The following is a 13,192-nucleotide window of genomic DNA, read 5'->3' as shown; positions in this document are numbered from 1 at the left end:
CCGGGGTGTTCTGTGCAATTTTCGTGTGCGTGTCGTAGTCTACACACTCCCAACAGGCAGAATCATGCGCATATATTTTGCGCAGTGCACCATGATTTCGCCTGACGCCGTTATCGGGACATCGTTAACCCCAGTGCATCTGGACACGGTGCGCCGCGGCCCAGTGAATGGCGCGGATAGCGTCGATGATGGCCTCGCCGGCAGCGCGCGTGCCGAGGGCGCCCCCCAGGTCGGCCGTTGTGGCCCCGGCCGCCAGCACCGCCGCGACCGCCGCCTCGATCGACGCGGCCTCGTCCTCCAGGTCGAGGCTGTGACGCAGCATCATCGCCGCCGACAGGATGGTGCCGACCGGATTGGCCAGATCCTGTCCCGCGATGTCGGGGGCGGATCCATGGATCGGCTCGAACAGGCCCGGGCCTGATTCGCCGAGCGACGCCGAGGGCAACAGACCGATTGATCCCCCCAGGACGCTGATCTCGTCCGACAGGATGTCTCCGAACATGTTCTCCGTCAGGATGACGTCATAGTCGCGCGGCTTGCGGATCAGATGCATCGCCATGGAGTCGACCAGGGCGTGCTCCAGCTGGACCTGCGGAAACTCCTCGGCGTGGATGCGGGTGACGACCTCTCGCCAGAGCCTGGACGTCGCCATGACATTGGCCTTGTCGACCGAGGTCACCTTGCCACGCCGTTGCAGGGCGGTCTTGAAGGCCGCGCGGGTGATCCGCTCGATCTCGGGCACAGTGTAGATGCACAGGTCCGAGGCCATGGTGTCGGTGCGGGTCTTCTCGCCGAAATAGACCCCGCCGGTCAGTTCGCGGAAGACGATCAGGTCGACGCCTTCGACGATCTCCTTCTTCAGGGGCGAGCGGTGGGCCAGGACAGGCGAGACCTGCAGCGGGCGCAGATTGGCGAACAGGCCCATGGCCTTGCGGATGCCCAGCAGGCCTTCTTCCGGACGGCGCGTACCGCCGTCCCACCTGGGCCCGCCAACCGCACCCAGCAGCACGCCGTCGGCCGCGAGGCAGGCAGCGGTGGTCTCCGGCGGCAGGGGATCGCCGGTCGCGTCGATGCCGGCGCCACCGATCAGGTGCTCGGAGAACGCGAACCGGTGGCCATAGAAGTCGGCGATGACCCGCAGCACATCCCGCGCCGCCGCGATGACTTCCGGCCCCACGCCATCGCCGGGCAGCAGGACGATGGTATAGGTCTGGGGACTGGACATCACGCGGGCTCCGGGAAGTGGACTTGTTCGTAGTGTTCGATGGCGGGCATGGCCTTCTGCAGCCAGCCGAGCGTGTCGACGCCGTCCAGCAGGCACTGGCGCGCGAAGGGCTCGACCGCGAAGGCGACCGGCGCATGGTTGCCGCGACGGACCTCTCCGGCCTCCAGGTCGATAGTCACCACCTGTTCGGGATGGGCGACCAGGTCTTCCCACGTCGCCTGATCGACGACGACGGGCAGGAAGCCGTTCTTCAATGCGTTGGAGGTGAAGATGTCGGCGATCGAGGTCGAGATCACCGCCCGGAACCCGTAGTCGTGGAGCGCCCAGGGCGCGTGCTCGCGCGACGAGCCGCAGCCGAAATTGTCGCCGGCCACCAGGATGCGATGCTCGGTCGGATCGATACGGTTCAGCACCGCTTCCGGCCGCGCCGAGCCGTCGGCCTCGTAGCGCCAGTCGTAGAAGGCCTTCTGGCCCAGACCCGTTGTCCCGGTCGTGGTCAGGAACCGCGCCGGGATGATCTGGTCGGTATCGATATTGGCCTGGGTCAGGACGAGTGTGCGCGAGGTCAGGACCTTGAGGGGTTCAGGCATCGACCGTCTCCCCCAGATACACCCGCGGATCGGTCAGCACCCCGGCGATGGCCGAGGCCGCTGCTGTCGCCGGACTGGCCAGGATGGTGCGGGCCCCCTTGCCCTGGCGGCCTTCGAAGTTGCGATTGGAGGTCGAGACGGCCAGCTGGCCGGGCGCAACGAAATCTCCGTTCATGGCGATGCACATCGAACAGCCCGGGATGCGCCACTCGGCACCCGCCTCGGTGAAGACGGTGTGCAACCCTTCCGCCTCGGCGTCACGACGCACGGCCTCCGACCCCGGCACGACCAGCATGCGCACCCCGGACTTCACCTTTCGCCCGCGCAACACAGCCGCCGCCGCCCGCAGATCTGGCAACCGCCCATTGGTGCAAGAGCCGATGAAGACCACGTCCACGGCCTGGGTCGTCGTCGTCTCGCCCGCCTCGAAGCCCATATAGGCCAGGGCCTTGCGGTCGCTATCCGACTTCGGCTCTGGCACGCGGGTGCCGATCGGAGACCCCGCGTCCGGCGTCGTGCCCCAGGTCGCCATGGGGCGGATCGCGGTGCCATCGATAACGACCTCGGCGTCGAACACGGCATCCGGATCGGATGCCAGGGTCAACCATTCGGCCGCCCTGACGTCATAGGCCTGGCCCTGCGGCACGTGCTTGCGCCCGCGCAGCCAGTCGATGGTTTTGGCATCCGGGGCGATCATCCCCGCCCGCGCACCGGCCTCGATTGACATGTTGCACAGGGTCATCCGCCCTTCCATGTCCAGCGACCGCACGGCGTCGCCTGCATATTCAATGACGAAGCCGGTGCCGCCGCCGAAGCCCAGTTCAGCGATCACAGCCAGCGCGACGTCCTTGCCCGACACGCCCGGCACCAGATGACCGGTGACGGTCACGCGCATCGCCTTCGACTTCCTTTGCAACAGGCACTGGGTCGCCAGCACATGACCGACCTCCGAGGTGCCGATACCGAAGGCCAGGGCTCCGAAGGCCCCGTGGGTGGCCGTATGGCTGTCGCCGCAGACGACGGTCATGCCCGGCTGGGTCAGACCCAGTTCGGGACCCATCACATGGACCACGCCCCGATCCGGCGACGCCCAGCCGGCCAGGTCGATGCCATGTCGGGCACAGTTCTCTTCCAGCCGATGCACCTGGGCCTCGGCCTCGGCCGTGACATAGGGCTTGAGGCCATTCAGCCCCGCCGGCAGGGTCGGGGTCGAATGGTCGAGCGTCGCAAAGGTCTTGTCCGGACGACGGACCTTCAGACCCCGCGCCTCGATCTCGGTGAAGGCCTGGGGGCTGGTTACCTCATGGACCAGATGCAGGTCGATGTAGAGGACACCCGGCGTCTCCGCCGTTTCCGGGACGACGACGTGGCGGTCCCAGACCTTGTCGAACAAGGTCCTAGGCGGCGACATGGGCCGCATTTCTCTGCGTCGCCACGCAGATGGCGATCAACTCCTGGTCGTCGATCTCGCCGATCTGGTCGGCGCGCGCCTTGAAGGCGGCGAAAGCGTCGGTCAGGTGATCGCCGACCAGCGGATAGCCCAGAACCTCGGCCCGCTTCTGAACCGCCGTTCGGCCCGAGTGCTTGCCCAGCACGAAGAAACTGCCGGAAAAGCCCACGTCCTCGGGCCGCATGATCTCATAGGTGCGGGCGTCGGCATACATGCCGTGCTGGTGGATGCCCGCCTCGTGGGCGAAGGCGTTGATGCCGACGATGGCCTTGTTGCGCACGATCGGGGATTCGGTGATTTCGCTCAGCAGGCGGCTGGTCTCCACCAGCCTGGTCGCGTCCACGCCGGTCGTGACGCCATAGCGTTCGGCGCGGGTCCGCAGGGCCATGACGACCTCTTCCAGCGCCGCGTTTCCGGCCCGTTCGCCGATGCCGTTGATGGTCGATTCGACCTGGCGTACCCCGCCCTCGATCGCCGCCAGACTGTTGGCGACGGCCAGACCCAGGTCATTGTGGCAGTGGGTCGAGAACACGACGTGCGGGAAGCGCGGCCTGATCCGCGCGATCAGGAACCGGAACAGTGAACCGATCTCGTCCGGCGTCGCATAGCCGACCGTATCGGGCACGTTCAGGGTCGAGGCCCCCGCCGCCGAGACCGCCTCCAGCACCTCGGCCAGGAACTCGGGCTCGGTACGGATCGCGTCCTCGGCACTGAACTCGACGTCGTGAAAATGCGTCCGGGCGTATTCGACCGAACGCACGGCCTGGGCCAGGACCTGATCCGGCGTCATGCGCAGCTTGGCCGCACGATGGATCGGGCTGGTGCCGATGAAGACGTGGCATCGCCGACGCCGGGTCCCGCGCAGGGCGCGATAAGAGGCGTCGATGTCCGCCTCGCTGGAGCGGGACAGGGAGCAGAAGACCGGCCCCGAATCGTCCTCGGCCATCTCGCCGACGACGGCACGGATGCAGTCCTCGTCGCCCGGAGAGGCGGCGGCGAACCCGGCCTCCATGATGTCGACGCCCAGCGCCTTCAGCTGGCGGCCCATCCTGACCTTGTCGGCGGGCGACATGGAAAAGCCGGGTGCCTGTTCGCCATCGCGCATGGTGGTGTCGAAGACCACTACACGGTCGGGATCGTCCGGTACTCGAGGTTCGGAGGTCATGCCGCCACACTGTCCCGACAGGCGTAGGGCGCGGGGGCATAACCGACCCGGGTCGCACCGATCAGCTTGTCGATCTGGCGGCCCAGGTTCTCGGTGCAGCGTCCTTCTTCGCGGCCGCGGACCTGCAACTGGACGCGGCGCATTGCGCCCTCGTCCGACAGGGACATGGCGTCGATGTGAAAGCCGCGACGTTCCACGAGACCGATGAGGCGCTGGAGCGAGCCGTCGGCCCGGTCGATCTGGATCTGGAGGGTGTCGGTCATCACATGTCTCCTTCAAAGCGCGTGTCGTGCATCATCTCGGCGTTGGACTTGCCCGGAGGCACCAGCGGCCAGACGTTTTCCCTGGGGTCGATCAGGACGTGCATCAGGCACGGTCCGGGCGCGGCCAGCAGACGGGCGATGCCGTCAGTGACCTGATCGCGGCGATCGATCATGAAGGCCTCGATGCCGAAGGCCTGGGCCACGGCGACGAAGTCCGGATTGTCCGACAGATCGACCTCTGAATAGTTCTCGGCGAAGAACAGCTCCTGCCACTGGCGCACCAGTCCGAGGCTGGAGTTGTCCAGCAGGACGATCTTCAGCGCGACGCCATAGCGGCGCAGGGTCGCCAGTTCCTGGATGTTCATCATGAAGCTGCCGTCGCCGGAGACGGTGACGACGTGGGCTTCGGGGTTGGCCATCTTGGCCCCCAGACCGGCGGGCAGGCCGTAGCCCATCGCACCCAGACCGCCGGAGGTCAGGTGGGCCTCGGGCCGCGAGAATTCGCAGTGCTGGGCGACCCACATCTGGTGCTGGCCGACGTCGCAGGCCGCGACGAAACGGTCGCCCGCCGTCTTCGACAGTTCGTTCAGCAGGGCCGGCGCATAGACCCCCTCGCCGGGCGCGTCGTAGCGGAAGGCGTTGCGGCGGGCGTTCGAGGTCGCGTGGACGATCCAGGGATCGATCGCCAGGGGCGCTGCGGCGACACGCGCATTCAGGGCCTCGATACCGGCCTTCAGGTCGCCGATGACCGGAACATGGGCGGCGCGCAGCTTGCCGATCTCGGCCGGGTCGATGTCGAAATGGACGACCTTCGCATGGGGGGCGAATTCATTCAGCTTGCCCGTCGCGCGGTCGTCGAACCGGGCCCCGAAGACGATCAGCAGATCGCTTTCCTGCACCGCCTCATTGGCTGCCTTCGTCCCGTGCATCCCCAGCATGCCCAGAAAGCCCGGGGCATCCGTGCGGACCGACCCCAGGGCGTTCAGGGTCGAGACCGAGGGGATGCCGGTCTGCCCGGCGAAGTCACGCAACGCCTGGACGGCCCCGGCGATCTTGACCCCGCCGCCGATGTAGATCAGCGGGCGCTCTGCGGCGCGGATCAGCTGCTCGGCCTCGCCAATCGCCGCGTGATCCAGAGGCGTCGTCTCGTTCGGATAGTGGAAGCCGAAATCCTCGGAGGTCAGGCCGACCTGCACGTCCTTCGGCAGATCGACCAGGACCGGGCCAGGGCGGCCCGAGCGCGCGACATGGAAGGCTTCCTCGATCACGGCCGGAACGTCGGCCGGGTCGCGGACGACCCAGCTGTGCTTCACGATCGGCAGGGTGACGCCCAGGATGTCGATTTCCTGAAAGGCGTCGGTCCCCATCAGATGCGTGGCGACGTTGCCGGTGATGCAGACCATCGGCACCGAATCCATCATTGCATTGGCGATGCCGGTGATCAGGTTGGTGGCGCCCGGACCCGAGGTCGCCATGCAGACCCCGACCTTGCCGGTCACCCGGGCCCAGGCGTCGGCGGCGAAGGCCGCGCCCTGCTCGTGACGGACCAGGATGTGCTTCAGGCCCGACCCGGTCAGGGCATCATAGACCGGCATAATCGCGCCGCCCGGATAGCCGAACACAACATCCACGCCCAACCGCTCCAGGGTCGAGACGAGCAGCCGCGCACCGCTCCGGGGAGCGGCGGCAGGCGCGGGTTTCATGGCGGTGGCGGCGGTCATTTGTATGGACTCTGGCTCTCGCGCGTTCAGGCCGCTTCAGCGGTCTTGGGGGCGTGCAGCCAGGCCATGCGCTCGCGCAGACCCGCGCCGACCGACTCGATCAGGTGGTCGCCGTCGGCCTTGACCAGAGCATCGTAGGCCCCCTTGCCGGCCTCGTTCTCGGCGATCCACTCGCGGGCGAAGGTGCCGTCCTGGATCTCGGTCAGGATCTCCTTCATCCGCGCGCGGGTCTCGGCGTTGATGACGCGCGGGCCGCTGACGACCGAGCCCCATTTGGCGGTCTCGGAGATAAATTCGTTCATCTTGGTGATGCCGCCCTCGTAGAACAGGTCCACGATCAGCTTCAGCTCGTGCATGCATTCGAAATAGGCGATCTCGGGCTGGTAGCCGGCCTCGACCAGGGTGGTGAACCCTCCCATGACCAGCTCCTTGGCCCCGCCGCACAGGACGGCCTGTTCGCCGAACAGATCGGTCTCGGTCTCTTCCTTGAACGAGGTTTCCAGCAGGCCGCCGGTCGCGCCGCCGATGCCCCTGGCATAGCCCATGGCCCGGTCGCGGGCCTTGCCGGTGGCGTCCTGCTCGACCGCGAACAGGGCGGGCACGCCGCGTCCGCGTGCATATTCGCGACGGACCAGGTCACCCGGCCCCTTGGGCGCGACCAGGATGACATCCATGTCGGCACGCGGGGTGACGCGTCCGTACAGGATCGAAAAGCCGTGGGCGAACAGGATGGCCGCGCCCTTCCTGGCGTTGGGCTCGATGATGTCCTTGTAGATCTGCGCCTGGGCCATGTCGGGCGTCAGGATGGCGATTATATCCGCGCCCTTGACCGCGTCGGCGGGCTCCGCCGTCGGGACGCCATCGGCCTGGGCGTTCTTCCAGCCCTTACCGCCATGACGGACCCCGGCGACCACGTCGTGGCCCGAGTCCTTCAGGTTCTGCGCATGGGCGCGCCCTTGAGAGCCATAGCCGATGATGGCGATGCGGTGACCCGCGATGACGCCGGGACGGATGTCGTCGTTGGTATAGATTTGCATGGCTCAGGCTTCCTGACGGGCATTGATGATCGCCGGCACCTGGGCCGGCGGCGGGTTGGGAATGGTGACGGCGCCCTGGCTGGCCGAGGCGACCTCGGCGCGATATTTGGCGAAGACCCCGGTGGCGGGCTTCAGCGGCGGGGTCGTGTGGTCGCGACGGCGTGCGACCAGATCCGCCGCCACATCGATGCGCCGGTTGGTGACGTCGATCGTGATCCGGTCGCCGTCGCGGACCAGGGCGATCGGACCGCCCACGGCCGCCTCCGGCGAGATATGGCCGGCGACGAAGCCGTAGCTGGCGCCCGAGAACCGGCCGTCGGTCAGCAGGGCGACATTCTGGACGCCGCGGCCCTTCAGGGCGGCGGTGACCTGCAGCATCTCGCGCATGCCCGGGCCGCCGCGCGGACCTTCGTAACGGATGACGATGACGTCGCCCTCGCCGACCGAACCGTCCTGAACGGCATGGAAGGCGTCTTCCTCCGAGTCGAACACGCAGGCCGGGCCCTCGAACACGTCGATGGCATGGCCTGCCAGTTTGATGATCGCCCCCTCCGGAGCCAGATCGCCGTGGATGACGGCATAGGAGCCGCGCGCCATGACCGGCGCATCGATCGTGGTCACGACCTGCTGGCCGGGCGCTTCCTCGGCCTCGGCGGCCTCGGCGAACAGGCTGCGGCCCGAGACGGTCGGGGCGTTGATGATCTTGCCCGCCGCCGCCAGCCGCTGGGCGACCAGGCGGGTGCCGCCCGCCGCATACAGGTGCGAGGCCAGAAACCGGCCGCCCGGTTTCAGATCGCAGATAACGGGGGCCTCGACGCAGGCCTGATGGCAGTCCTCGATGCCGAAATCGACGCCCGCCTCGGTCGCGATGGCTGTCAGGTGCATGACCGCATTGGTGGATCCTCCGGACGCCGAGACGGCGACGGCGGCATTCTTGAGGCTTGCGCGCGTAATGTATTTGCGGGCCGTGTCGCCGGCGAAGACACGCTCGACGATCAGCCGGCCGCAGCGTTCACCCTCGGCCGCCTTGGCCGGGTCGACGGCGGGGACGTCGTTGGCCCCCATCGGCGACAGACCCATCATCGACAGGGCCATGGCCATGGTGTTGGCGGTGAACTGACCCCCGCAGGCCCCGGCCCCCGGGCAGGCAGCGCTCTCGACAATTTTCAGCTGGTTGTCGTCGATGGCGCCGGCGCCGTGGGCACCGATGGCCTCGAAGACCTCCTGGATCGAGATCTCGGCCGATCCGATCCGGCCCGGCATGATGGTGCCGCCGTAATAGACCAGGCCGGGGATATCCATGCGAGCCAGGGCCATGGCGGCGGCCGGTATCGTCTTGTCGCATCCGACGATGCAGACGACGCCGTCCAGCTGATGACCCTGCACCGCCAGCTCGATCGAGTCGGCGACGACTTCCCGGCTGATCAGCGAGGCCTTCATGCCCGGCGTGCCCATCGAGATGCCGTCGGTGACGACGATGGTGTTGAAGTCGATCGGGAAGCCGCCCGCCGCGATGATGCCGGCCCGGACGTCCCTGGCCAGACGGTCGAGATGCATGTTGCACGGCGTCACCGACGACCAGGTGTTGACCACCGCGATCATCGGCTTCTCGAAATCGGCATCGTCCATGCCTGCGGCCCGCAGATAGCTGCGCGCCGCGGCGCGGTTGGCTCCGGCGGTCACGACGGCGCTGCGTCGCCGGGGCGACGGGGCCGTGTCATCAGAGGTCAGATCTTGCGTCATCGAGGTTGGGCGTTCCGGAGGAGAGGCGTGCGTCGGGCATTAAAAAACCCGCTTCCTGGCGGGAGCGGGTGGAGGCTTGCGGTCCTGATTTGTCTCGGCTTCAGGTCAGCTGCATCCACGCCGCTCCGGAGAGCAGGAGTACGAGTACGCTGAGAATAAGGGTGGTCAGGGCGGCAGGCGCGGCGTTGGCGCGCGGGGCCGCGACCGCACGGGCGGCGGCACGGATCGGGATGTGACGGGTCGGGTGGCTCATCGCCGCCTCCTTGCTACCCGGACATAAGGTCAGAGAACGCTGCGTTGCACAACCGCAATCTGGTAAAAACTTCCAAAATCTGGAGCCTGGGTCTCCGGCGTGGCAATTTCGACCCTGTCGAAGAGCCTTAACCCTCGAAGCGGACCGTCTGAGCTGCGGATCCGGGGCGGAACAGGATCGTGCGGGTCACGCCGCCGGTGCGCACATTCACCTGCTGCTCCATGTCGTCATGGACGCCAGGAAAGAAATCCAGGTCGACGGTGACCGCGTGCACGGCCGGTTCCGCCTCGCTCGTGCCCGCAAAGCCGACCCGCACCGTGTCGCCGGCCAGGACCGTCTCGCCATGGGTGAGGTCGATCGCCCGGCCATCGATCTCCAGCCGGAATCGCGCCGCCAGATGGGCTTCCAGGTCCGCGACCGCGCGCGGATCATCCAGCGACGGCTGGGCATCGGGCGCGATGGAGACCAGGGCGGGCTCGACGTCGTGAGCGTAGAAACGGTGGGTCACCCGAACGGCACCGCTCGCGGCATTGATCTCCACCACCGTCAGACCGGCATGGCCTCGGTGGGCCCGGGCGGGGCCGGCGACCAGCCCACAGACGAGCATCAGCCCGCCCAGCAACTCTCGCCGTCCGATTCTGAAGCGCGCGCCGGCCATCAGGAAGCGGGTCGGGTTCGCAGGCTGTCGGGGGTGACGCGGCGGTCGTCGTCGCGCATCCGGTTCTGGCCCTGGGGACCGGCCGGTGCCAGAGGCACGACCGAGGGCACGATCGATTGCGGGAAGCTGTTGTTCGACCGGTCCGAGTCCGCCGTCTCCCAAAGGGGGTCCAGCTCGGCAGACACCAGCGTCCTGGACGAGGTGTACTGCCAGACCACGCGCTGGCTGTTGCGGCGCCAGATCTCTGCCGGAATGCGGACCGTCTCGCTGGTCCCGTCCGCGAAATTCATCTTGACGATCACCGGCATGACAAGACCACCGACGTTGGAGAAGGTCAGGCGATAGATGTTGTCGCGGAAACCCTGTGCGCGCCTGCGGTCGGCATCGGCACGGGCGGCGGCCGAGGCCGCATCCCTGCGCTGGGTGGCGGTAACGGTGAACTGGTCGGTCTCGTCGTAGTAATCCAGCACGCCGCTGTCGCGCTCGATGACCGTCTGGATGCCGGCCTCCTGATTGACGGCGGCGGTGCGGCTGACCGGCTGCTGCCGGAAGCGTTCGCGGTCGGCGCGGGCGCGCTCGTCCGGGTCGGTCGACTGCAGGTTCACGCGCACCACATTGTCGAGCGCGATGTCGACATGGTCGGTGGTGTAGAACCAGCCGCGCCAGAACCAGTCCAGATCCATGCCCGACGACTCCTCCATGGTGCGGAAAAAGTCGAACGGCGTCGGGCGTTTGAACATCCAGCGCTGGGAGTATTCGCGGAACGCCCGGTCGAACAGCTCGCGGCCCATGACGGTCTCGCGCAGGATCACCAGGGCCGTCGCGGGCTTGGCATAGGCGTTGTTGCCGAACTGCAGCAGGGAGTCGGACTGGGTCATGACCGGCACCTGGTCCTGGCTGATCATGTATTCGACGATGTCACGGGGCTCGCCACGCGAGGGGAAGTCGGGATCCCACAGCTTCTGCGCCTCGAACTGCAGGAAGCTGTTCAACCCTTCGTCCATCCATGTCCACTGGCGCTCGTCGGAGTTGACGATCATCGGGAAATAGGTGTGACCGACCTCGTGGATCACCACCCCGATCAGCCCGGTCTTGGCCCGCTCGGTATAGGTCAGAGAGCCGTCGTCCCCCCGCACCGGCCGCGGCCCGTTGAAGGTGATCATCGGATATTCCATGCCACCGACCGGCCCGTTGACCGACTGGGCGGTGGGATAGGGATAGGTCAGGGCGAACTGGTTGTAGACGTCCAGGGTGTGGGCGATGGCCTTGGTGGAATAGGCGTCCCAAAGCGGGCGGGCCTCCTTCGGATAGAAGGACATGGCCATCACGACCGGGTGCTCGGTTGAGTCCTGTTCGACCCCCAGGGCGTCCCAGACGAACTTGCGGCTGGCCGCCCAGCCAAAGTCGCGCACATTGTCGGCGACGAAATGCCAGGTGCGGGTGCCCGACCGCGCGGGCGAGGCCTCGGCTGCGGCGGCCTCGGCGGGCGTGACGATATAGACGGGCTCGTCGGCGGTCCGGGCCTGGGCCAGACGCGACCGCTGCGCTTCGCTCAGGATCTCGGGGTTGGCCAGTTCGCCGGTCGCGGCCACGACATGGTCGGCCGGCGCGGTGATCGAGACGTCGTAGTCGCCGAACTCCAGGGTGAACTCGCCCGACCCCAGGAACTGGGCCTGATGCCAGCCCTCGTAGTCCGAATAGACCGCCAGGCGCGGGAACCACTGGGCCGCCAGGAAGATGCAGTTGCCGTCCTCCCAGGCCTTGGTGAAACACTCATAGCCCGACCGGCCCCCGACGACATTCGTCTCGGGCAGCGGCAGGGTGAAGCGGATGGTAAAGGTGAAGCTCTCGCCCGTTCCCAGGGTCTGCGGCAGGTCGATCCGCAGCAGGGTATCGGTGATCGTATAGGTCAGGTCCTGCCCGTCCGGGCCGGTGATCTTCAGGTCGTTGAACCCGCCCTCCCACTCCTGGAATCGCTGGACGCGCAGCACCTCGCCGACACTGACGGTGGCCGCGTCGCCGACGGTACGGGTGCGTTCGGCGATCGATGCCCGACGATAGTTCTGCTGATCCAGCAGCAGCCACAGATACCCCAGCCGGTCGGGCGAGTTGTTGGTGTAGGTGACGGTCTCGGTCCCCGTCAGCGTCCGGGTCGGCTCATCCAGCGAGACGTCGATGTCGTAATCGACCTTCTGCTGCCAGTAGCGGAAGCCGGGCGCGCCCGACGCGCTGCGATAGTCGGTCGGGCTGGGCCAGTCCTCGCCCTCGAACTGACGGAACTTGTCCTCGAACGTGCCGGTCGTCTGTTGCACGGGCCCGACGCTGACCTGGGCGGACGCCATCCCGGCCGAGAGCGCCGCGACAAGACCTGTCGCCGCCAGGAAGAATCCACGCATCGCCAAGCCTCGTCAAAACCCAAAACAGCCACCGCGGACCTTACGGATTGAACCGGAGGGCGCAAGCGCGGACCACATGATCGTCCCGCAATGCCGCCTTGCGCCCCGCCGTCCAAGACGGTCCTGCAGGATTCCGGCGATTCAGCGCTTCAGGCGTAGCGCCACGCGATACGACACACTCGCATCGACGTTCATGGGCCTCGTCACAATCGTCGCCATCATGCCCGGGGCGCATATAGCCAAATGGTCACCGCAACCTGTCAACGAGGCCGGGATTTCAGCTCATCGCGAATTTCGGCCAGCAGAACCTCAGAGGCCGAAGGCACCGGCGGCGCCGACGGGGCCACAGCCTCGGCGCGTTTCAGCTTGTTGATCGCCTTGACCATCAGGAAGATCACGAAGGCGACGATCAGGAACTGGATGACGGTATTCAGGAAAGCGCCATACTGGATGGCCACTTCCTCGATCTCTTCGGTGGCGAGATTCTCGGGGCGAAGCACCCACTGAAGATGGGAAAAGTCGACGCCGCCCAGCAGGAGGCCGATCGGCGGCATGACAACCTGTTCGACCAGGCTGGTGACGATCTTTCCGAACGAGGCACCGATGATGACGCCGACGGCGAGGTCGATCACGTTGCCGCGCGCGATGAATTCCTTGAATTCGGAAACCAGACCCATCGATATCGTCCCCA

At 67.0% G+C, this 13,192-nt stretch carries 12 protein-coding genes; all 12 read right to left on the bottom strand.

Annotation, left to right across the window (positions count from 1 at the left end):
• Nucleotides 1-124 precede the first annotated feature (124 nt).
• Complete coding sequence (gene leuB, locus HZ989_RS04400) at nucleotides 125-1,225, bottom strand: 3-isopropylmalate dehydrogenase (protein WP_209322420.1); 1,101 nt, start codon at nucleotides 1,223-1,225, stop codon at nucleotides 125-127.
• Nucleotides 1,225-1,815: a 3-isopropylmalate dehydratase small subunit gene (gene leuD, locus HZ989_RS04395; RefSeq protein ID WP_209322419.1), complete on the bottom strand. Its 591-nt coding sequence runs from the start codon at nucleotides 1,813-1,815 to the stop codon at nucleotides 1,225-1,227. The genes leuB and leuD overlap by 1 nt, the downstream gene beginning before the upstream one ends.
• Nucleotides 1,808-3,226, bottom strand: coding sequence for a 3-isopropylmalate dehydratase large subunit (leuC, locus tag HZ989_RS04390; protein WP_209322418.1), 1,419 nt, complete (start codon nucleotides 3,224-3,226; stop codon nucleotides 1,808-1,810). The genes leuD and leuC overlap by 8 nt, the downstream gene beginning before the upstream one ends.
• Nucleotides 3,213-4,430, bottom strand: a complete 1,218-nt coding sequence (locus HZ989_RS04385; RefSeq protein ID WP_209322417.1) for a 2-isopropylmalate synthase — start codon at nucleotides 4,428-4,430, stop codon at nucleotides 3,213-3,215. Before HZ989_RS04385 ends, leuC begins: the two co-directional genes overlap by 14 nt.
• Nucleotides 4,427-4,693: an ACT domain-containing protein gene (locus HZ989_RS04380; protein WP_209322416.1), complete on the bottom strand. Its 267-nt coding sequence runs from the start codon at nucleotides 4,691-4,693 to the stop codon at nucleotides 4,427-4,429. Before HZ989_RS04380 ends, HZ989_RS04385 begins: the two co-directional genes overlap by 4 nt.
• Complete coding sequence (gene ilvG, locus HZ989_RS04375; RefSeq protein WP_209322415.1) at nucleotides 4,693-6,414, bottom strand: acetolactate synthase 2 catalytic subunit; 1,722 nt, start codon at nucleotides 6,412-6,414, stop codon at nucleotides 4,693-4,695. The genes HZ989_RS04380 and ilvG overlap by 1 nt, the downstream gene beginning before the upstream one ends.
• A 26-nt stretch (nucleotides 6,415-6,440) precedes the next feature.
• The gene (gene ilvC / locus HZ989_RS04370; protein ID WP_209322414.1) at nucleotides 6,441-7,451 is read right to left on the bottom strand and encodes a ketol-acid reductoisomerase; all 1,011 of its coding nucleotides are present in this window, start codon (nucleotides 7,449-7,451) and stop codon (nucleotides 6,441-6,443) included.
• Nucleotides 7,452-7,454: 3 nt separating this feature from the next.
• A complete protein-coding gene (locus HZ989_RS04365; RefSeq protein WP_209322413.1) occupies nucleotides 7,455-9,194 on the bottom strand; it encodes a dihydroxy-acid dehydratase in 1,740 nt (579 codons plus the stop codon).
• Between the two features lie 100 nt (nucleotides 9,195-9,294).
• Complete coding sequence (locus HZ989_RS04360; RefSeq protein ID WP_209322412.1) at nucleotides 9,295-9,447, bottom strand: hypothetical protein; 153 nt, start codon at nucleotides 9,445-9,447, stop codon at nucleotides 9,295-9,297.
• 127 nt (nucleotides 9,448-9,574) lie between these two features.
• A complete protein-coding gene (locus tag HZ989_RS04355) occupies nucleotides 9,575-10,105 on the bottom strand; it encodes a DUF6702 family protein (RefSeq protein ID WP_209322411.1) in 531 nt (176 codons plus the stop codon).
• Nucleotides 10,105-12,501 carry a M1 family metallopeptidase gene (locus HZ989_RS04350; RefSeq protein WP_209322410.1) on the bottom strand — a complete coding sequence of 799 codons (2,397 nt, stop codon included), beginning with the start codon at nucleotides 12,499-12,501 and terminating at the stop codon, nucleotides 10,105-10,107. The genes HZ989_RS04355 and HZ989_RS04350 overlap by 1 nt, the downstream gene beginning before the upstream one ends.
• Before the next feature lie 260 nt (nucleotides 12,502-12,761).
• The gene (mscL, locus tag HZ989_RS04345) at nucleotides 12,762-13,178 is read right to left on the bottom strand and encodes a large-conductance mechanosensitive channel protein MscL (protein ID WP_245162450.1); all 417 of its coding nucleotides are present in this window, start codon (nucleotides 13,176-13,178) and stop codon (nucleotides 12,762-12,764) included.
• Nucleotides 13,179-13,192: the final 14 nt, after the last annotated feature.

Origin of the sequence: Brevundimonas sp. AJA228-03, assembly GCF_017795885.1 — a bacterium.
Classification (GTDB): domain Bacteria; phylum Pseudomonadota; class Alphaproteobacteria; order Caulobacterales; family Caulobacteraceae; genus Brevundimonas.
Note: the sequence above shows the minus strand (reverse complement) of the source record. Positions and strands in the feature narration are given on the sequence as shown.

Excerpts from the sequence above, each read along its gene's own strand:
- HZ989_RS04360 (WP_209322412.1), bottom strand. The coding sequence starts at position 9,447 with ATGAGCCACCCGACCCGTCACATCCCGATCCGTGCCGCCGCCCGTGCG.
- HZ989_RS04350 (WP_209322410.1), bottom strand. The coding sequence starts at position 12,501 with ATGCGTGGATTCTTCCTGGCGGCGACAGGTCTTGTCGCGGCGCTCTCG.
- HZ989_RS04385 (WP_209322417.1), bottom strand. The coding sequence starts at position 4,430 with ATGACCTCCGAACCTCGAGTACCGGACGATCCCGACCGTGTAGTGGTC.
- HZ989_RS04355 (WP_209322411.1), bottom strand. The coding sequence starts at position 10,105 with ATGGCCGGCGCGCGCTTCAGAATCGGACGGCGAGAGTTGCTGGGCGGG.
- ilvC (WP_209322414.1), bottom strand. The coding sequence starts at position 7,451 with ATGCAAATCTATACCAACGACGACATCCGTCCCGGCGTCATCGCGGGT.
- leuC (WP_209322418.1), bottom strand. The coding sequence starts at position 3,226 with ATGTCGCCGCCTAGGACCTTGTTCGACAAGGTCTGGGACCGCCACGTC.
- HZ989_RS04365 (WP_209322413.1), bottom strand. The coding sequence starts at position 9,194 with ATGACGCAAGATCTGACCTCTGATGACACGGCCCCGTCGCCCCGGCGA.
- mscL (WP_245162450.1), bottom strand. The coding sequence starts at position 13,178 with ATGGGTCTGGTTTCCGAATTCAAGGAATTCATCGCGCGCGGCAACGTG.
- leuD (WP_209322419.1), bottom strand. The coding sequence starts at position 1,815 with ATGCCTGAACCCCTCAAGGTCCTGACCTCGCGCACACTCGTCCTGACC.
- ilvG (WP_209322415.1), bottom strand. The coding sequence starts at position 6,414 with ATGACCGCCGCCACCGCCATGAAACCCGCGCCTGCCGCCGCTCCCCGG.
- leuB (WP_209322420.1), bottom strand. The coding sequence starts at position 1,225 with ATGTCCAGTCCCCAGACCTATACCATCGTCCTGCTGCCCGGCGATGGC.
- HZ989_RS04380 (WP_209322416.1), bottom strand. The coding sequence starts at position 4,693 with ATGACCGACACCCTCCAGATCCAGATCGACCGGGCCGACGGCTCGCTC.